Annotated in this window: 15 protein-coding genes and 1 tRNA gene; 9 read left to right on the top strand and 7 right to left on the bottom strand. The window is 45.7% G+C overall.

The genetic code is table 11. The features are described from left to right. Window positions 1-225 precede the first annotated feature (225 nt). Together LAY41_RS21685 and LAY41_RS21680 are read left to right on the top strand one after the other, a co-directional pair. Window positions 226-2,145, top strand: coding sequence for an AAA-like domain-containing protein (locus LAY41_RS21685; protein WP_249102840.1), 1,920 nt, complete (start codon window positions 226-228; stop codon window positions 2,143-2,145). 161 nt (window positions 2,146-2,306) lie between these two features. Further along, complete coding sequence (locus LAY41_RS21680; RefSeq protein WP_249102838.1) at window positions 2,307-3,086, top strand: DUF4058 family protein; 780 nt, start codon at window positions 2,307-2,309, stop codon at window positions 3,084-3,086. A gap of 29 nt (window positions 3,087-3,115) precedes the next feature. On the opposite strand, the gene LAY41_RS21675 is transcribed toward LAY41_RS21680, so the two are convergent. Continuing rightward, on the bottom strand, window positions 3,116-3,418 hold the full coding sequence (locus LAY41_RS21675; RefSeq protein ID WP_249102837.1) for a hypothetical protein: 303 nt from the start codon (window positions 3,416-3,418) through the stop codon (window positions 3,116-3,118). Window positions 3,419-3,469: 51 nt separating this feature from the next. Between LAY41_RS21675 and LAY41_RS21670 the strand changes: the two genes are divergently transcribed. Continuing rightward, window positions 3,470-6,994 (top strand): GAF domain-containing protein, encoded by a 3,525-nt coding sequence (locus LAY41_RS21670; RefSeq protein WP_249102834.1) that lies wholly within the window; start codon window positions 3,470-3,472, stop codon window positions 6,992-6,994. Window positions 6,995-7,026: 32 nt separating this feature from the next. Here the strand turns inward: LAY41_RS21670 and LAY41_RS21665 are convergent, their stop codons facing one another. The 3 genes from LAY41_RS21665 to LAY41_RS21655 all read right to left on the bottom strand — a co-directional run bounded on the left by LAY41_RS21665 (window position 7,027) and on the right by LAY41_RS21655 (window position 9,025). Further along, window positions 7,027-7,296 carry a type II toxin-antitoxin system RelE family toxin gene (locus LAY41_RS21665; protein ID WP_249102832.1) on the bottom strand — a complete coding sequence of 90 codons (270 nt, stop codon included), beginning with the start codon at window positions 7,294-7,296 and terminating at the stop codon, window positions 7,027-7,029. 5 nt (window positions 7,297-7,301) lie between these two features. Beyond that, entirely contained in the window at window positions 7,302-7,517 is a 216-nt protein-coding gene (locus LAY41_RS21660; RefSeq protein ID WP_249102830.1) for a hypothetical protein, read from the bottom strand. Between the two features lie 77 nt (window positions 7,518-7,594). Further along, window positions 7,595-9,025 carry an aspartate ammonia-lyase gene (locus LAY41_RS21655; protein ID WP_249102829.1) on the bottom strand — a complete coding sequence of 477 codons (1,431 nt, stop codon included), beginning with the start codon at window positions 9,023-9,025 and terminating at the stop codon, window positions 7,595-7,597. A 260-nt stretch (window positions 9,026-9,285) separates the two neighbouring features. On the opposite strand from LAY41_RS21655, the gene LAY41_RS21650 reads away from it, so the two are divergent. The 3 genes from LAY41_RS21650 (at window position 9,286) to LAY41_RS21640 (ending at window position 11,936) form a co-directional block, all read left to right on the top strand. Next, window positions 9,286-10,305 (top strand): tetratricopeptide repeat protein, encoded by a 1,020-nt coding sequence (locus LAY41_RS21650; protein WP_249102828.1) that lies wholly within the window; start codon window positions 9,286-9,288, stop codon window positions 10,303-10,305. A gap of 454 nt (window positions 10,306-10,759) precedes the next feature. Then, window positions 10,760-11,623, top strand: coding sequence for a tetratricopeptide repeat protein (locus LAY41_RS21645; protein WP_249102826.1), 864 nt, complete (start codon window positions 10,760-10,762; stop codon window positions 11,621-11,623). 240 nt (window positions 11,624-11,863) lie between these two features. After that, window positions 11,864-11,936, top strand: a tRNA-Glu gene (locus LAY41_RS21640). 449 nt (window positions 11,937-12,385) lie between these two features. On the opposite strand, the gene LAY41_RS21635 is transcribed toward LAY41_RS21640, so the two are convergent. From LAY41_RS21635 to LAY41_RS21625, 3 genes are all read right to left on the bottom strand, one after another. Beyond that, entirely contained in the window at window positions 12,386-14,059 is a 1,674-nt protein-coding gene (locus LAY41_RS21635; RefSeq protein WP_249102822.1) for an ABC1 kinase family protein, read from the bottom strand. Between the two features lie 67 nt (window positions 14,060-14,126). Further along, window positions 14,127-15,584: a GAF domain-containing sensor histidine kinase gene (locus LAY41_RS21630; protein WP_249102819.1), complete on the bottom strand. Its 1,458-nt coding sequence runs from the start codon at window positions 15,582-15,584 to the stop codon at window positions 14,127-14,129. A 311-nt stretch (window positions 15,585-15,895) separates the two neighbouring features. Next, window positions 15,896-16,777: a hypothetical protein gene (locus LAY41_RS21625; RefSeq protein WP_249102818.1), complete on the bottom strand. Its 882-nt coding sequence runs from the start codon at window positions 16,775-16,777 to the stop codon at window positions 15,896-15,898. Window positions 16,778-17,047: 270 nt separating this feature from the next. Between LAY41_RS21625 and pgl the strand changes: the two genes are divergently transcribed. The 3 genes from pgl to LAY41_RS21610 all read left to right on the top strand — a co-directional run bounded on the left by pgl (window position 17,048) and on the right by LAY41_RS21610 (window position 19,182). Beyond that, window positions 17,048-17,797 carry a 6-phosphogluconolactonase gene (gene pgl, locus LAY41_RS21620; RefSeq protein WP_249102890.1) on the top strand — a complete coding sequence of 250 codons (750 nt, stop codon included), beginning with the start codon at window positions 17,048-17,050 and terminating at the stop codon, window positions 17,795-17,797. Window positions 17,798-17,866: 69 nt separating this feature from the next. Next, a complete protein-coding gene (locus LAY41_RS21615) occupies window positions 17,867-18,649 on the top strand; it encodes an FHA domain-containing protein (protein ID WP_249102817.1) in 783 nt (260 codons plus the stop codon). A gap of 98 nt (window positions 18,650-18,747) precedes the next feature. Next, entirely contained in the window at window positions 18,748-19,182 is a 435-nt protein-coding gene (locus LAY41_RS21610) for an FHA domain-containing protein (protein WP_249102815.1), read from the top strand. Window positions 19,183-19,316: the final 134 nt, after the last annotated feature.

Here is a 19,316-nt window from a genome sequence, read left to right as displayed (position 1 = left end):
ATCTGATAACAACTATCATTAGTTTGACTCAAATTTCCGGAAGTAGTAACCAAAAAAGCTCATAAATTTAGTAAAGTTTTTGTCACCCGCATCATTTTAAAAAAGAGGTTGTTTGCATTAAAATTTTAAAACCTCATGAAACCTCATGAAACCTCATAAAACCCCAGTATATTTTTAGATTACCGGGCTATGTATAGAATTTAAAATTTTGGGTGAAAGGTAAATATGGATCTTAACAAAACTTTAGAATTTGTAGATAACTTAATTTATACCAAGACTGGTAAGCACCTCAGCGATCTGGAAAGGGCAGTTTTTATAGGGTCTTGGCAAGGACAGACTTACGAGGAGATTTATCCTATTAATCCTGAGTATGTAGAAAAATACGTTGGCTATAAGTTATGGCAGAAACTTTCCAATGTCTTGGGGGAAAAAGTTAGCAAAAAAAAGTTTCGGGGAGCCTTAGAAAGAGCCGTAGAGCGAGAGTTGTTCAATCCCCTTGGCAAAGCTCTAGATCCCCCCAACCCCCCGGAAGAGGTAAGCGAGAGAGTTTTTATCAGCTATCGCAGCCAGGAGTTAGATTTTAGTCTGGCGGTAAAGTTTTATGAAGCTATTTCTGCTGCTGGACACAAAGCATTTATGGCTAATGTGGCAGCAATTCCTCCTAACAGTCAAAATTCCAATTCAGACTGGCTTTCTCAAATCGATTTTGAATTGGAACAGTGCAATTACTTTTTGCTGCTGCTATCTCCAGAAGCTGCGGTTAGTGAAATGGTGATTGAGGAGTTGCGACGGATTAAGGAGTTGCATGATACCCGCGAAGATGCTAAGCCGATTGTCTTACAGCTTCGGATCGATTGTCCGCCAAACTTGCAGCTGAACCACGATTTACGCAGCTACCTGCGTGGAACTCGAAAGCGCGATTGGTTTTCACCAGACGACACTCCAATTATTATACAAGAAATTCTCAATTTGCTGGCAAATAATGGAGAATGGGGTGTCGAAATTTCGGATGAATCGGAAATAGAAATTGTAGAGAAGTTTCATGAAACTTCTCTACAATCCAAAATCCAAAATCCAAAATCTAAAATTCCCTCGCCTTCGCCAGTAGCAGAACCAGAGTTACCAAGCGGTCAAGTTCGCTTGGATTCGGCGTTTTATGTTGAGCGAGTTCCCCATGAAACTCAATGTTATAGAGCGATTTTGCAGCCTGGAGCTTTGATTAGAATTAAAGCGCCGAGGCAGATGGGTAAGACTTCGTTGATGGCGAGAATTCTTTATAAGGCAAAGGAACAGGGATATCGCACGGTTCCGTTAAGTTTTCAACACGCAGATACGGCAGTTTTTACTAATTTGAATGAACTGTTGCGGTGGTTTTGTGCGAAGATTTCTCGCAAGCTGCGGTTGCCACGTCAAGTAGACGATTATTGGACTGATACTTATGGCAGTAAAGATAATTGCACTGTTTATTTTGAAGATTGTATTTTGCCAGAAATAGATAGTCCTCTGGTGTTGGGTTTGGATGAAGTCGATCGCGTTTTCCAATATCCCCATATTGCTGACGATTTTTTTGGTTTATTGCGAGCTTGGTATGAGGAAGCTGGCTATAGCGATACCGACAGTGTTCTTTGGGAAAAGCTGCGTCTGGTGGTGGTACATTCAACGGAAGTTTATATTCCGCTAAATGTGAATCAATCGCCATTTAATGTGGGTTTGCCGATTGAACTATCGGAGTTTAGCCAACAGCAAGTCAGCGATTTAGCTATTCGGCATGGTTTGAATTGGCAAGCAACTCAGGTTGATAAATTGATGAGCATTGTGGGGGGACATCCTTATCTGGTGCGGTTGGCTCTTTATCATATTTCTCAGCAACAATTGACGCTGGAGGAATTGGCGGAAATCGCGCCTACTGAGGCGGGTATTTATGGCGATCATCTGCGGCGACATTTGTGGAATCTGCAAGAATACCCAGATTTGGCGGCTGCATTTGCTAAGGTAGTTACAGCAAGTCAGCCTGTGGAGTTGGAGTCGGTGCTGGCGTTTAAGTTGCACAGTTTGGGGTTGGTGCAGTTGCGTGGAAATGAGGTGAAGCCTCGGTTTGAGTTGTATCGGCAGTATTTTGGCGATCGGCTTTCTATTAAAAATTAAAAATGTGGAACCCCACCCCCTTGCCCCTGCCCCTCCCCGTAGACGGGGAGGGGAGCAAGACTTCCCCATCTTTGCAACTCGATGGTAATTGAGGAGACTTAGGACGATCGCCTACAATAAAAAAAGACAATCTACACAGAATTATTCGTTGAGGTGATAAAATGCCTTCTCCATTCCCAGGTGTAGACCCATACTTAGAAAATCCTGAATTGTGGCCTGAAGTACATCATCGGTTAATTACCGCGATCGCCGATGCCATAGCACCCCCAGTTCGTCCTAAATATCGAGTGGCAATTGAAAAGCGAATTTATTTAAGTGAGGTAGAAAATGACGACTTAGTGGGAATTCCCGATGTAACGGTATTTTCTAAACCTTCAAGTGCTAACCAATCCGCTTCAACAGTAACTCTTCTTTCGCGTTACGAACCGATAGCAGTAACAGTGCCAATATCTGAAGAAACTAGGGAAGGGTATTTGGAAATTAGAGAAGTAGGAACGGGTCGAGTAATCACAGTTATAGAAATCCTTTCTCCTAAAAATAAACGTGCAGGAGTTGGACGAAAAGCGTATGAAAGCAAGCGACAGCAGGTACTAGCAAGCCCTACCCATTTGGTAGAAATTGACTTGCTTAGGGGCGGGAGACCTATGCCGATTCGGGGTGGAACTCAGTCAGATTATCGCATTTTAGTCAGCCGAGGCGATAGACGACCCAGATCTCAACTTTATGCCTTTACGATCAGAGATGAGATTCTGCCATTTCCCTTGCCTTTGCAGTCAGGGGATGCACAAGTGCAGGTGGAGTTGCAAACTTTATTAAACGGCGTCTATGACCGGGCGGGATTTGATTTAGCAGTGGATTATACTCAGTCAGTTATACCATCTTTGAAGGGAGAGGATGCCGTTTGGGCTGATGAGTTGTTGCGAGAAAAAGGATTGCGGTGATTGGGAATTATTGGGAGTGCGATCGAATTTTAGATAAGCTGTGGCGCATCTAAGTTGTATAAATGAGGCGGGCAAGATGCCCGATCCACAAGAGTTTCACTCTCTTGCGATCCTACAAACTTTCCGGTGCCAAAACTTATCGGGACATGGGTACCTATCCGGCGGCTAAGGTGAACCGACGGTAAAGGTGAGGAGTTGCTAGTAATAGAGAATATACCAGTGGCGAAAGCTACCTGACGGGAAAGAGGCTGAGGGAAAATGGAGTTATTACAAGCGATCGCCAACTGTATGTAGTTTAGCGATCGCTCAAAGTTGCCACTCAGGTGTAACAAGTTTTACTTTTAAATTAAAAAGCGGTGTTTTCTACAAGATCGGAACCCCTAATGATCCAAGAGCAAAACTCAACCAACATCTTCAGAGTTGGCGGACATCTCCCCCTAGATGCGCCAACCTATGTGGTGCGTCAAGCCGATCGCGACCTCTACGAAGGCTTGAAGGCGGGGGAGTTTTGTTACGTCCTCAACTCCCGTCAGATGGGTAAAACGAGCTTGCGGGTGCGATCGATGTACAAGCTGCAAGCGGAAGGATTCGCCTGTGCGGCGATCGACCTCAACAAGATTGGCAGTAAGGATATCGCGCCGGAACAGTGGTATGCGGGGTTGATGAGACGGCTGGTAACGAGTTTTCAACTCCAGTTCAATCTGAGGTCTTGGTTGCACGAGCGCGAGTATCTCCCTCCCGTGCAGTGCTTGAGCGAATTTATCGAGGAGGTTTTACTGGAGTCTGTCAGTCAAAAAATTGTCATTTTTATCGACGAAATCGATAGCATCCTCAGTTTACCTTTCCGAACAGAAGATTTTTTTGCTTTTATTCGTTCCTGCAACGAATACGAACGTCTGACTTTTGCGCTGCTGGGAGTGGCAACTCCTTCGGATTTAATTCAAGACAAAAGCTGCACACCTTTTAATATTGGTCGCGCCATTGAATTGCACGGCTTTAAATTAGAGGAAGCGCAACCGCTTGCTGAGGCTTTGGCAGAAAAAGTGAACAATCCCCAAGCCATGCTCAAAGCAGTATTGGATTGGACGGGAGGACAACCGTTTCTCACTCAGAAACTTTGTCAACTTATCCTTGAAAATGCAGAATTAATCCAAAATCCCGAAGAGTGGGTAGAAAACTTAGTGCAGAGGAAGATAATTGAAAATTGGGAAGCACAAGACGAACCGGCACACCTGAAGACGATACGCGATCGCATCCTCAGAATTGGACAGCGCACAAAGCCACTGCTGAAACTTTATGAGGAAATTTTGATCCCCCCCCAACCCCCCCTTAGCAAGGGGGGGCTATCAGAACCCCCCCTTAGCAAGGGGGGGCTGGGGGGGATCTCAGCTGATGACAGTCTAGAACAAATAGAATTGCGACTTTCAGGCTTAGTTGTCAAGCGGGGCGGGAAGTTAACCGTTTATAACCGCATTTATGCTTCAGTGTTTAACTGGGTTTGGCTTAACAAAGCAGTCACCGCTTTGCAACCAGAGTTTAAACAGATTGTTGCCGAACAAGAACAAAAACTACTCTCCATCCTTGAGGCGAAGGAAGGCAAAGATTTTGATGATGTTCTTTATGAAATATTGGGTTCAATTACCCTGAAAATGGGCGAGTTGCTAAGTGTCGATCGCATTACTATCTTTTTCATAGATAAAGAAAAGAACGAACTTTGGTCGATTATTGCCAAGACGGCAGATGGTAGCCCTACCAAAATTCAGATTATTGCCAACAATCAAACCGCTGGTCGAGTCACTATCTATAAGAAAGGGGTGAATATACCCGCGCATTTATCTGAAGATTGGTGTGCGGTTGTAGCAAAAGAACAAGACAAAAGATCTTCTTATCACATCTATAATGAGTTAAGTTTACCCCTTTTTAACACCCAGTCAGATTTATTCGCCTTTATTCAATTAGTCAACAAACTAAAGCAACCGAACAATCCCACAGATCCATTTTTAGAAAAAATTGATAAAGATGGTTTCACAGAAGCTAATAAAATCAAATTTTCTGAATATGCTCTAGAACTGCAACGAGTTTTACTAGGATGCCATTATTGTTACAAATTAACCCAAAGATTACAAGCATCTGAAGCCCTTACCGAAGCAACCAGATTAGTATCTCTAAGCAGTCTTGATTCTGAAGAAATAATCACACGGGTGATGGAGGCGGCAAAAAAACTGATGAATGCCGATCGCAGTACGCTTTGGCTGTTGGCCGATAATAAAGATGAGCTTTGGACAAAAATTACTACCGACGACGGTGGTGTGATTCCACTGCGTGTGCGCGTAGGACAAGGTTTTGCTGGCAAAGTAGCAGCAACAGGTGAGCCTCTAAATATTCCTTTTGACCTGTACGAACACCCCGAATCTCAAACAGCAAAGCAAACCGATCAAAAAACTGGCTATCGCACTTGTAGTTTACTGTGTATGCCAGTTTTTAGTCCTGATGGCGAGCTGCTTGGTGTTACTCAATTAATCAACAAAAGAAAACAGGGCGATTTTCCCGAATACGACCCCAATAATTGGCCGGAAGCACCAGAATGTTTCGAGGATAGCTTTGACGCCAATAGTCAAAAATATATGCAAATATTTAACTCTCAAGTTGGGGTTGCACTCCAAAACGCCAGAGAATTTGCTGAAGTTAAAAAGCGGGCTGAAAGTCAGCCGCAAAATGTTGTCAGTCAAACCCTGGCGATGCTCACTCAGGTGATGGATGGTCAAGGTTTTGACGACATTCTCGATAATACTTTGCGTTCTATTACTCTGAAAATGGGTAAATCTATGAGCGCAGACCGCACAACTATTTTCCTCTTAGATGAAGAGAGAAATGAATTTTGGTCTATTGTTGCTGAATCTGAAGGAGAACAATCTTTAGAAATTCGCGTTCCAGCCAATAAAGGAATTGTTGGTGAAGTAGCTGCTACCAATAAAATTATTAATATTCCTTTTGATTTTTATGACGATCCGCGCTCGGTTACAGCCAAAGAACATGACAAAAAAAACAACTACCGCACTTACACAATGTTGGCTTTGCCACTGTTGAACGAGCAGGGAACTTTAGTCGGTGTTGTTCAGTTAATCAATAAATTAAAACGCTTTTATGACCAAATATCGCCCTTATCGTCAAAAATTGACACCCAAGGTTTTACCAAAACAGATCAAGAACAGTTTGCAGAAAATGCACCTTTGATTCAAATGATTCTGGAAAGTTTCCGGTCATATCATAAAACAGCCAGAGGACAACGGGTAGCGGCTGCATTGATGGCAGCAACACGGTCTGTTAGCCAAAGCAGTCTGGAACTTAATGAAGTTCTCAAGCGAGTTATGGATGCCGCCAAAGAACTTATGAATGCCGATCGCAGTACGCTTTGGTTGGTAGACCGCGAAGCAAATCAACTGTGGACAATAATTTCCTTTAAGGACGGTTCGGAAAGGGAACTGCGTTTGCAAATAGGGGAAGGTTATGCTGGCAAAGTAGCCCAGATGTGTGTGCCTTTAAATATTCCTTTCGATCTATATGAATACCCAGATTCTGAAACTGCTAAAAGAACAGATCAAAAGACTGGTTATCGCACTTGTAGTTTACTTTGTATGCCAGTTTGGAATCCCGATGGCGAGTTGATTGGTGTGACTCAATTAGTGAATAAAAAGAAGTCGGGCGATTTTGCAGATTCCAATCCTGGTGATACTACCGAAGTACCAGATTGTTTTCAAACCAGTTTCGACCAAAACGATCAAAGATATATGCAGGTATTTAACAATCAAGTTGGCGTTATTCTTCAGAATGCCGAACTTTTGGCGGCGGTTAGGCGACAGGAACAAACGCTGCGAGATAATCTCAGTGGGGCATCACCGAAAAGTTAAATTAATTCTTTACAAATGTTGATTCCAAATGCTTACGGAAAATAACGATAAAATTCCCGGCGATGTAGAACGCGCATCACTTCTATGACATCTCCGTTAACCTCTATTCCAATACGGTAATTGCCGATGCGGATGCGATAGCGACCAGTATAACCTCGCATGGCTTTAATGTCAGGAATCTCCTCCAAGGTGTTGATGACTTCTAGAGTTGTAAACGCAAGCTCGTAGATGCGTTGGTATGATGTCGAACTCTTCAATTGCTTCAGGTCTTTCAAAAAAGCCTGACGGTATTCAACTTCCAAGATAATTATTCCTCAAGATAAGCTAATGCTTCGGCTCGATCTAGCAATGGCGTATTAACAGCTTCATTCATCGCTTTGTTCATGCAATAGTCTTCTACCGCTTCAGCCAGATCCTCAAAGGAAGTTTCTTCAGTAGGTAGCAGTTGTCGCCAGATGTCAATAGGAATCACCACTGCGATCGCATCTCCGTCTTTGTTGGTAAGATATTCAATATTTAGCATTCGTTACTCCAAAATTAATTCTACAATTTTCACAATTTTAAGGTGCGTTAAACCACCGCTAACGCACCCGAAAAAAGTTAACTGTTACTCCCTAAATTATCGGTTGGCATGGCGCTCATTTTTGACAAATCCAACACTTTTGCTAATTCTTCTTCGTTCATCAACCCTTTTTCTAATACAATTTGCCGCAAAGATTTGCCAGTTTCTAGGGATTCTTTGGCAACGGCTGCTGCATTAAGATAACCAATGTGGGTATTTAAGGCTGTAACGAGTGCTAAACTACCTTCAGCATAATCTCTACAACGCTGACTGTTGGCGGTAATTCCTTCCAGACATTGCTTAGTTAAAGCGGCTAAAGCATTGCCCAGAATTTCAATGCTATGAATTAGGTTATAGGCAATTAGGGGCATCATTACATTTAGTTCTAATTGTCCTGCTTGAGCGGCAAGTGCGATCGCATTATCATACCCCATCACCTGAAAACACACCATCGATGTCATCTCAGCCATCACCGGATTGTACTTTCCTGGCATAATCGAAGATCCGGGCTGTACTGGCGGCAATTGAATTTCCTTAAGACCTGTTTTTGGCCCAGAGTCCATCAATCGCAAATCGTGGGAAATTTTGACGCAATCTTGAGCTAGGTTCCGCAAAGCACTGGAAACATAGACAAACGGTGCCATACTCTGCATCGCCGCCATCATGTGGGGTGCGGGTTGCAAGGGTTGTTCTATTAGCCGTCGGAGAATTTCGGCAACTTTGTAGCGGTACTGGGGATGAGTATTCAGTCCGGTTCCCGCTGCACTACCGCCTAAACCAAGTAAAGTCAGATCTCCAGAGGCTGTTTCTATCCTGATCGAGTGTTCTGTGAGAATTTGGGCCCAAGCGCGGAAATTTTCGCCCAGTCGCACTGGTACGGCGTCCTGCATATGGGTTCTGCCGGATTTGACGATATCTTGGAATTCTTCGGCTTTGTTGTCTAATGCGGCGATCGCATCCGATAAAGCTGGAAATAGGGTTCTTTCCAAAGCCAACAAACCGCCGATGCGAATGGCTGTGGGAATGACATCATTAGTAGATTGCCCATAATTAACGTGATCGTTGGGGCTGACGCGCTGATAATTGCCTTTGCGATCGCCTAAAATCTCCAGCGCCCGATTTGCCAGCACTTCATTAATATTCATGTGGTGGGATGTTCCGGCACCTGCTTGGTAAATGTCCACCACAAACTGATCCCGAAACTTACCGCCCAGCACTTCATCAGCTGCCTCTACTATCGCTTGACAAATATCTTTGGGTATGCAGTCGAGTTCTCCGTTAGCGATCGCTGCTGCTTTCTTAATTAGCACGCAGGCATCAATGTATGTGGGTAAAGGCTTGATGCCACTGATGGGGAAATTTTCTGTTGCCCGCAGGGTTTGGATTCCATAGTAGGCAGCGGCGGGAATTTGCCTAGAGCCCATAGAATCCTTCTCTATACGGTAAGCTGCATTTGATTGTTCAGCCATCTTGTTATTCTCTCCGTCCTCGTTCAGATGCGATCATCCCACTTCACCGAACCTGAATGCTATGAGGCAGAATCATCTGGGTTTTGATTTAAGGGCTAATTGCTTGAAAATTGGGTTATCTGCTACCCCGTTCCCCCTCTAGCGTTCTCGCTCATTTAATCTTGCTCAATTAGGAATTTGCAGTTTGGTTGTTAGATCGTGTTATCTTTTTGGGAATCTTAAAGAAAAAGAAATCATTCTAAAGTCAGATGACAGATTTTATGACCCATACTCCTAGTCTTGAAGCTGAATTCTTTTTCCATCATGGATTGCGCCTAACCGAGGGAAAGAATTATCAAGAGGCGATCGCCAATTTTGACAGCGCCCTAAAGTTCGATCCAGATTATCATAATGCCTTGTGTCAGCGGGGTTTAGCGCTAGGAAACTTAAGCCGCCACGAGGAAGCGCTGATCGGTTTTGACAAAGCGCTGGCGATTCGACAGGATACTGCCTGGGTTTGGCATAACCGGGGCATTGCGCTGGGTAAATTAGGTCGATACGAAGAAGCGCTCAACAGCTTCGATCGCGCGATCGAATTCAACCCGGATTCTTCAAATAGTTGGCACAATCGAGGCATTACTCTGAGCGACTGGGGTAAATATGAAAAAGCAGTGATCAGCTTTGAGCGAACCCTACAGTTGCAACCAGATGCCTACTGGGCATGGTACAACCGTGGCATTGCGCTGGGAAAGATCGGTCGCTACGAAGAAGCGCTCAACAGTTTTGACCGATCGATCGAGTTCAAGCCAGAAGCTTTTAATGCTTGGTACAACCGAGGCATTACCCTACGAGACTGGGGCTGTTATGAAAAGGCAGTTGCCAGTTTTAATAAAGTACTGGAAATCAAACCGGATTACAATCAAGCCTGGTATAACAGAGGCGTTGTGCTGTGGAAGTTAGGTCGCTACTCTGAAGCGATCGCATCTTTCGACAAAACGTTTGAATTCCAACCCAACGACTACTTAGCTTGGCACAACCGAGGTGTAGCCCTGCGCCAGGTGGGTCGCCTAGAAGAAGCGATCGCCAGTTACGATAAAGCCCTAGAATTTAAACCCGACGAACACAGAGCATGGTATAACAAAGCTTGCTGTTATTCCCAGCAGGGCAATGTTGAGCTAGCAATTGAAAGCTTGTCACAAGCTATTAATTTAAATCCCGACGTATATCGAGAAATGGCTCAAAAAGACTTGGATTTTGAGATCATTCGATCGGATGAGCGGTTTCGGGCTTTAATTAAGTGACATCCTGAATTGTCAAGGTTCTGTAACGTCCCCTGATTTTGGTGTCTCGATTGCTCTGACTTTCACACACAATCTGGTGAGTGGTTAGCTGAGCGAATCATCTTAGCACAAATAGACTAGGATGATGGCAAGAGACAACTTGTTTCAAGTGCGACTCACAGAGCAAGAGTTACAGAAGTTAGAATAAAATGCAAAAACTCAAGGCATTTCCTCGGCAGAGTTAATGCGAGACTACATCAAAAGTAGGCTAAACATAAACCGAATCGTTTGACTTACAGATTTTTGTAAGTTTTTAGAAGCGGTATCGAACCCCACTCAACAGCTTTGAGGGGTGCGTGTATCCCGACCCCCATGCTACGGATAGGGCGCGGGACTGAAAGCCCCTCAAACTCCCCAAAAGTTAAAATTGGGCTAAAGTTTGGCATAGCGATGACGCTTAGGAAAGCTGCAAAAGATGAATCAGATGCTCATGGGTGGCGAAGACGAAATTTTAAAGATCGATCTAGAGGGCTACTGGAACTGGTACTGGCAGGGCAAGAACCTAGTTGACCGGGAGCTTTATGAAGAAGCGATCGCTTGTTTTGATAAAGCGCTCTACTTCCGACCGGATGACTACTGGGCCTGGTATAAACGCAGCAAAGCACTGCACGATGCGGGCCGCTACGAGGAGGCGATCGCCAGTTTTGATAAAACTCTGTCCATCCGACCGGATGACTGCTGGGCCTGGTATAAACGGGGATGCCTAGCCCTGGAAGATTTGGATGAATTTGAAGAAGCTATTGCCAGCTTCGATAAAGTCCTAGCAGTCAAACCGACGGACTACTGGGGTTGGTTTTGGCGCGGTGAAGCCCTGCGTCACCTGAAACGCTACTCGGAAGCTCTAGCTAGCTACGACAAAGCTTTAGTGGTTCGATCGCACGATTACTCGGCTTGGTCGCGGCGCGGGGATGCCCTGCGTCACCTAAAACGCTACGATGATGCCCTTGCTAGCTACGATCGAGCCCTCCAGGAACCAGAGTCAGACTACTGGGCTTGGTATAAGCGCGGCGATGTGCTGCGTTACCTCAAACGCTACGATGATGCGATCGCCAGCTACGATAAAGTTTTGGCCTCTCAACCTGACGACGAGTACGCCTGGTACAACAAAGCTTGCTGCTATGCCTTACTTGGCTATCAAGATTTGGCAATAGAAAGTCTGCAAAACGCAATCCGTCTGCATCCCGGCGAATTTAAGACCCTAGCAAAAACTGATTCGGATTTTGCTCAACTCCGAGGTAACAAACGCTTTCAGGCTTTATTGCAGGGTTCGATTCATTGACCGAAAACCAAAAAGGTCTACTGTTGGCGAATTACCTCAACCATCGTGAAATCGAGTGGGAGGGTGGGAGAGGGGGAGAGTGGGAGAAGCTTAGGAAGGCGTAAGCTGGAATTCACCAAAATCCTCCTACCCCAAGCCCCCGTTTCCGGGTTCCAAATTTTTTAGATTGGGGTATTGACAGATTCAGAAATATGCGTTACTTTAATAAAGGTGCTAACGACGCGCAACGGCGAATTACACGCCCCCATCGTCTAGAGGCCTAGGACACCTCCCTTTCACGGAGGCGACGGGGATTCGAATTCCCCTGGGGGTACTTCAAAGAAAAGAGTAGGGTGGGCAATCCTCACCCTACTTTTTTGAGTACTTATAGCAACCGATGAGTCGGTTAAGCCATAAATCTGGGGTAGGGGCGAAGCATTCGGGCATATAATTTATTGGTTAAAACCTTATATTTACTACCCGAATGCTAATGCCTCCGGCACGCACTCAGCGGAGCCCCTACTGTCAAGAGTCGCCTTGGCGGTTGCTATATCTTTCAGCTATAGCAACCGATGATACCAAATCCGGGTTTGTTACCCCATGAGAATTTTTGGCCTAAACATTGTAGAGACGTTTCATGAAACGTCTCTACAGCCTATAGATATAAAGGGGGTAATCGTTGCGGATTTGGTATGAGTCAGTTAGGACATCCTCAATTCCACCAAACCCTTGATTCTAGACCCTTCTTCCCCTAGCCCCTAGCCCCTAACCCCTAGCCCCTAGCTATAGTTTGTCAAGTTTTTCCTTAATACCTAAATCAATCAAAGAACGCAGCAAAACCAAGAACCCTAGCCCTGAGAGCATAAAAGCGGCGATCGCACCACCTTGATATCCCCCGACCAGCAAAACCGCCCCAGCTAGCAAGGTAAAACCAGTCAAACAGGCATAAATGAGGCTTTTAATGGCTATATTGATGCGTTTGATGATGCGATCGCTAGAGATCGATCGCACACTCACTTGCAGTTCACCTTCTTCAATACGCCTTTCTAAGCGCCGAATTAAAACTTCGGTTTTACTAGGCTGATTCAACTTATATTTGATCAAATCCCTTGTCTGTCTTGCCAGTTCTACAACCGTATTTACTCGCCCTTTAGAGACAGCTATACTATTCACAAAAGGCTGAGCCGCCACCATTAAATTGTATTCAGGATCTAGCCCTCTAGCAATACCGTCCAGAGTCGTCAAAGATTTCAAAATGAATGTCATCTGTGCTGGCAAACGAAAAGGTTGCTGCTCAAACATCAGATACAATTCATTCTTGATTTCACTAAAAGCTTTGAAATCTATTGGCTTTTCGGTAAACTTTTCTAACAGAAAAGAGATCAGCCGTCGCACCGGAGTCATATCCTGCACCGGCTCAATTAAACCCATTTTAATTAAAGTATCGAGTACCTCATCCGTATCCTTTCTTAAGACGGCAAAAAAGTTGCGAACCATCTGATCTTTGGCAAGAGACTTCACCTCTGCCATCATGCCAAAGTCATAAAAAATCAGACTGCCGTCTGCTGGATTCACCGCCAGATTTCCCGGATGGGGATCGGCTTGAAAAAAACCATCCACTAACAATTGCTTTAGGTAACAAGAAATACCGATTTGGTTAATTTTTTTAGGATCTAAGCCGCAGGCGACTATTGTTTGGAGATCGTCAACCTTAATACCCGGAACATATTCCACTGTCAAAACTTTCGTAGTGGTATAATCCCAATAAACTCTAGGTACAATAATGCCGGGATAATCCATAAAGTTATAGCGAAAACGTTCGGCATTTTTACCTTCTTGTATGTAATCAATCTCTTGATATAAAATCGTAAAAAATTCATGATAGATTGGCTCTAGATCGTACTTTCTTGTCCAAGGAAAATAGTGCTGACAAAAACGCATGATTTTGTAGACAGCCTTCACATCCACATCAAATAACTTTTGCAATCCGGGACGCTGCACTTTGACAACAACTTCTTCCCCAGTGTGGAGACGTGCTTTGTGTACCTGTCCCAAACTGGCAGCAGCAATGGGAATATGGTTGAAATCCCGAAATAAAGTATAAATAGGCTTGCCCAGTTCAGATTGTACTAGAGCTAGAGCAACATCAGCACTAAATGCCGGGACATTATCTTGTAACTGCGCCAAAGCATCCACATACTCTGGGGGTAGCAAATCCGCACGAGTAGACAAAGCCTGTCCAATTTTAATAAAAGTCGGCCCTAAATTGAGCAGAGTACGAACTAACCACTGAGCCCGACGCTTTCTCTCTAATGATGAGTTATTAGCAAAGATGCCATCCCACCACAAATAGAACATGAATTTTCCAGACGCGGCAAAAACGTCTATCTGACGTGCCAGCGGGGAATATTTAGGCCGTTGCCAACGTAGTGGCCCAGGCGCAACATTTATGGACATAATATGATTTTTTACTTTATGCACCGCCACCATTCCAATTTGTCTTTACCTAGCCCCTAGTCCCTAATTATCCTTGCATTTGAGGCAAGGTCACGGTAAAGCAAGTTGACCACGACTGACCCTGAATCGGGTAACTGGAAACAGTTATAGTGCCATTGAGGTGCTGTACCAAGCACTTTACCAGAGCCAGTCCCAAACCAGTGCCCTGAATTACTTGTTTGCTAACACCCTGACCGCGATGAAACTTCTCAAAAATATGCTTTTGGTCTGCCAGTGAAATGCCAGGGCCAGTATTAGAAAGGGTTAAAACAATTTGAGGGTTTTCTGGATCGACTTCGTGAATGGCGCACAAATGGACAGCAGTATCCGGATCGGAATACTTGCCAGCATTAGTCAAGAGTTCTTGGAAGATGCGGTCAACACTCTCAAGGTCGGTTTGCAGCATCAAAGGCCGCTTAGGTAAATCCACTGTCAGGGTTAATCCCTTAGCCCCCCATTTTTTCTCAAACGACGCCGCCAAATCATCAATAATCTGCTTAAGGTCTATTTTTTGGAGATGTAGGGGAGATTTGTTGGACTCCAGCTGTTGGAGAGCGAGTATATCATCGATCAAATTGATTTCCTGAGTACACTGCCCATCCAATATTTCCAGATACTTAGCTTGACGTTCTGGCGACAGTCCCGGTTGACGTAACATCCGGATCGCCATTCTCATGCTAGCCAAGGGGTTTCGCAGCTGGTCGCTCATCGTGTCTATGAATTCATCCTTGAGCTGATTTAACTGGCGCAGTTGCTCAACTTGTTGGCGAGTTTTTTCGTACAACTTAGCCTGTACTTTCAGAATGGACTGTAGCTGATACGTGCGCTCTTCTACCAAAGCGGAAGTTTGCCGCAATGTCTGGAATTGGAGAATGGCCGTACTTATTTGGGCGCTCACCAATTCTACCAGTCCCAATTCCTCATTCAGCCAGGGACGAGGCTGACGTTGCTGTAGTGCTAAGAACCCAAGTACGGTATCTTGGCTTTCCAGGGGCACCAGCAGGAGGGCAGGCATGGCGTTGAAATCAAAAATTGAGGCGATCTCAGCGATCGTATCGCCGCTAGGTACGCTGTGTTTGTCGGCGATCGCAATCAGGCGGGGAGCATTTGTGAAAGCATCCTGGCACAAACCGCATTTCGACAAACAAAACGACTGGTTTAACTGAGTCGCAGCATTTTGATTCCCGTCTGATGGGGAGGCTGTGGGCCATTCGCAAACAACAGTTACTTCTGTTGCTTTGGGAATGCGCTTTTGGGAATCCCTTTTTAGGATGGAGTCTGTGTATTTCAACAGCAGGATCAGGCCGCGATCGACCATTAGGGTTCGCGCCGTGCCATCTATGGCCAGCTTGAGAATCTGGTCTAGTTCCGTACAGCTACGGATAGCCATTGTCAACTGGTTAAGCAGAGCTTGGTGCCCAGATAAAGCGAGTACTTGTCTCTGAAGTTGCACTTGTGAGATTGCCATTGCTATTGAGTTTGACACGGCTTGGAGTCTTTCTTGTTCTGATGGGTTCCAACATTGGGCTAGTGAGCGCATGATGGCCTGCCTGTACGACTCTGCTGTCAACCAGGGTTCTGGTTGCCAGTTAAATAGATTGATGATGCAGTTCGCCTTTGATTTTTAGGAATATGGTTACCCAAAATCTAGCTGGCTTAACGCTTTAGCTCGATCGGCAGCCATCAATCTAATTAGAGATGGGACTAGCTTATCCTTATCTAAGACTGGGTGGCATCCGTGATCTTTCTACAATCTTCTTAACGTAAATACTGAGGGTTCCTCACCTCATGGGGTTACTAGGAGCGCCTTTTTTGCAGTTGCCGCAGCGCTGACTCGCTATTTTTGCGATAAACTGACTTCCGGTTCAGTGCTGTCTGGTAGCGGCGATCGGTTTCTGGCAATTGGCCCATCAGATCGGAAGCCTGTTGCCAACGATTAGCTATTTCTAACCACTGTGCCCTAGTTTGCGCTTTTTTACCATCTACAGAAGCTTGTTCAGCTAGTCGCACAGCGGCGGCAAAGGGGTCTCCTGAGACATTGGGGCTATTTGTCTGGTTACCGACACTGACGGTCTGCTGGTTTGGGGATAAGTTTGCTGAAGACTCTGGCTTTGTTGCTTGCGTCTGGTCACCCTGTTTTGGAGCTAACGCTTTATATGCAGCCCAGCCAGCGAACAATAGAGCCCCGCTCAGGAGAACTCCGCCCAGCATACCCCGCCGCAATTGCCTTCGATCGCGCGCAAACGGAGAAGATGGTTTGAGTTGAGATGGCTTTACGGTTTTACTGTTACGCTCCCTCAAGTCTGTTGCCAGACGCTTGAAGGGATTGCGCCTAGTCAAGGTAATTTCTTCAAACCAAAGCCGGTGATTTTCTGGGTCGCGACTAATTTCCTCCAGCCACAGCGACTGCTGTTCTCGAACTATTCGACAGTTAATTTTGACCCGACGAATATTGCTTGGCCTAATTGTCTCTAGAATCTCCCGAATTCGCGGCACCAAGGTTGTTTGCTCGATCTGCTCGACGCTTTCAGCTTCGCACAGCATTTGCAATACGCCATTTTCGCGTATTGCTCTGGTTCTGACGCCGCTAGAAGCCAGCTGTTCGTTCAGTAATTGAATAATCGCCGCAACGCTCCCTTGGCGAGCTTGTCTTGCGATTTCATCTGTCGGATCTACCATTTTGGTTTGCCAAATTGCTTTATAGCCGATCCTGAAGTTTTGCTTAAATCTTTAATTTAAACTATCAGCTGACTATTCAGGATATTTTATGCACGAATCTAGTAAGGTATCTACCTCGATCGTGCGCTGGATTACCAAGTCAAAGTTGAAAGCCCCCTCGCTTCGTATTGGAATCCCCCCGGCCCAAGCAGGGGGGAGTCAACCCTGACTGTTTCTCAACCGATATATGCTTTACTGTGAAACTAGGAAAGTTATTAGGTGCAGCAAGTAATGGGCAGAAAGGTTGAAGTGCTACCCTCTGGTGCGGCCTCGATCGCGCGATCGCTCCAACTTGTCCTAGACAAAATTAATACAGCTATAGGAGATCGGGGTCAGTGTACGATCGTCCTCGCTGGCGGTAGCACACCCAAAGCACTGTATGAAGCGATCGCAAAAGAAAACCTGCCTTGGGAAAAAATCCACGTATTTTGGGGTGATGAACGTTACGTGCCCCAGTCGCATCCAGACAGCAATCAAGGGATGGCTCGTCGAGCTTGGTTGGATAAAGTTGATATTCCATCTGGCAATATCCATCCAATGCCTACCGATGCAGCCGATCCCGCGCTTGACGCCCAGAAGTACGAAGCCGAACTGGAAGAGTTTTTTAAGACTGGGGCAGGAGAATTTCCAGTTTTTGATATTGTTTTGCTGGGAATGGGTGATGATGGACATACAGCTTCACTGTTTCCACATACAGAAGCGTTGCAAGTTCGCGATCGAAAGGTCGCAGTCGGTAACTCATATGGTCAGCCCCGCCTTACCCTTACCGTACCCCTGATTAACCAAGCCCGCTGTGTCATATTCATTGCTCTAGGTGCCAATAAACAATCTGCGTTGGCTCAGGTTTTCGCTCCTGTAGCTGATGACATGACCTACCCATCTCGGCTCATTAGGCCCCAAGGAGAACTTTGGTGGCTACTAGATGAGTCGGCCCTTGGAAATCTCAAAGGGGTGGCCTCACAGTCAAGAGAAAATTATTAAGATGCGATCGGTACCGCCCCCGTCTCAACAGAACTCATTTACGACGATCTCGACCCAAGAGAAAACTTCATGATTGTTTGCCCAAACTGCAATCACCAAAATCCCGACGGAGCTGTTCAGTGCGAAGCCTGTTACACACCGTTACCGACCACAACCAATTGCCCTAACTGCGGCACGTCAGTCCAGACAGACGCCAGCTTCTGCGGCCAGTGTGGCTTTAACTTGCAAGAAGCTGGCGGTGTTAAAGGAGAAGAACAAACAGCTGCTCCAGCTACTGTGGCGGTTGCACCAACACAGCAAGTATCTGTGCCAGACTTAATACCACCTGAGCCTTTGATTGAACCATTACCTTTGGTCAAAAGTTCTCAAGCGTCTGTTCCAGAAAATCCGAGCGTCCAACCGGAGGCCCCTGAGTCTCCACCGCCGCCGCCAAGCGTCAACAGCGTATCTGCTCAGGCTCCAAGCCCCAGTGTCACCCCAGCATCGCCAACCGCAGGAGTCGCCTCTCAAACTCGATTGCAGCAGCAGACGGCAAAGCTTCTGCACCTCCAAACCAAGACGGAAATCGAGCTGCCTCAAAATCTATCGATTATTCATATAGGCAAGCCCAACGATCAGATTCCGCCGGATATAGACGTTTCGGGTTTTCCCAATTCGGAGGTGGTTTCCCGCGTACACGCCGATATTAGGGTGGAGGGAGATGCCTATTATATTGAAGATATCGGGAGTTCAAACGGCACTTACATTAACCACACAGCCCTGCCAAAGGGCAACCGGCATCGATTGCGTCCGGGCGATCGCATTGCCCTGGGTAAAGGAGACCTGGTTACATTCCTGTTTCAGATTTCTTAGTCGATTTTACTTAAATTGCTGGTAAATACTCCCCTTGTGGGCAGTAAAATGCCAAAATCCTGGCCTACTTACATCCAAAATCAATTGACGCTGCCAATGTGATTACCCTAAACCTGCTACATCCACTTCAGTCGATACCGATTCAAAGTTGGACTTTCGATCTGGAATCGGCGATTCGGATTGGGCGAGCTACTGATAACGACGTCATCCTTTATAGTGCCGTAGTTTCGCGGCACCACGTAGAGCTGCGGCGTCATGGTTGTAACTGGGAAATTGTTAATTTAGGTGCCAATGGTACCTATGTGGAGGGTAAACGCATCAATGAAGCTCCCATCCGAGATGGAGCCATGATTCGTTTAGCTCGCTCTGGCCCTCAGATTCAAATTTTATTGGGAACATCCAGCGTCAAGGATGGGCAAAAAACAACTCCTCCCAAACAATCCCCCGCCGAGCCGAAACCTGATAAATCAAGAGACACTTTGATCCATCCCAGATCCGAAGATCGAGATGACGTCACCCAACTCGATACCTGATTTTCACAGGGATGAAGCGCGATTTGGAATTAACTGCATGAAAACTCTCTTAGCTCAAACAGGTAAAACATTGAAGCCGGTCAATGCTTTTCCCCAGTGTATAGCCGTGTGCAGTATAACAACATACAATTGAC

It is taken from the genome of Argonema galeatum A003/A1, assembly GCF_023333595.1.
Lineage (GTDB): Bacteria > Cyanobacteriota > Cyanobacteriia > Cyanobacteriales > Aerosakkonemataceae > Argonema > Argonema galeatum.
This window is presented reverse-complemented; position numbering and strand designations above follow the sequence as displayed.

Excerpts from the sequence above, each read along its gene's own strand:
- LAY41_RS21685 (WP_249102840.1), top strand. The coding sequence starts at position 226 with ATGGATCTTAACAAAACTTTAGAATTTGTAGATAACTTAATTTATACC.
- LAY41_RS21680 (WP_249102838.1), top strand. The coding sequence starts at position 2,307 with ATGCCTTCTCCATTCCCAGGTGTAGACCCATACTTAGAAAATCCTGAA.
- LAY41_RS21670 (WP_249102834.1), top strand. The coding sequence starts at position 3,470 with ATGATCCAAGAGCAAAACTCAACCAACATCTTCAGAGTTGGCGGACAT.
- LAY41_RS21660 (WP_249102830.1), bottom strand. The coding sequence starts at position 7,517 with ATGCTAAATATTGAATATCTTACCAACAAAGACGGAGATGCGATCGCA.
- LAY41_RS21655 (WP_249102829.1), bottom strand. The coding sequence starts at position 9,025 with ATGGCTGAACAATCAAATGCAGCTTACCGTATAGAGAAGGATTCTATG.
- LAY41_RS21650 (WP_249102828.1), top strand. The coding sequence starts at position 9,286 with ATGACCCATACTCCTAGTCTTGAAGCTGAATTCTTTTTCCATCATGGA.
- LAY41_RS21645 (WP_249102826.1), top strand. The coding sequence starts at position 10,760 with ATGAATCAGATGCTCATGGGTGGCGAAGACGAAATTTTAAAGATCGAT.
- LAY41_RS21635 (WP_249102822.1), bottom strand. The coding sequence starts at position 14,059 with ATGTCCATAAATGTTGCGCCTGGGCCACTACGTTGGCAACGGCCTAAA.
- LAY41_RS21625 (WP_249102818.1), bottom strand. The coding sequence starts at position 16,777 with ATGGTAGATCCGACAGATGAAATCGCAAGACAAGCTCGCCAAGGGAGC.
- pgl (WP_249102890.1), top strand. The coding sequence starts at position 17,048 with ATGGGCAGAAAGGTTGAAGTGCTACCCTCTGGTGCGGCCTCGATCGCG.
- LAY41_RS21615 (WP_249102817.1), top strand. The coding sequence starts at position 17,867 with ATGATTGTTTGCCCAAACTGCAATCACCAAAATCCCGACGGAGCTGTT.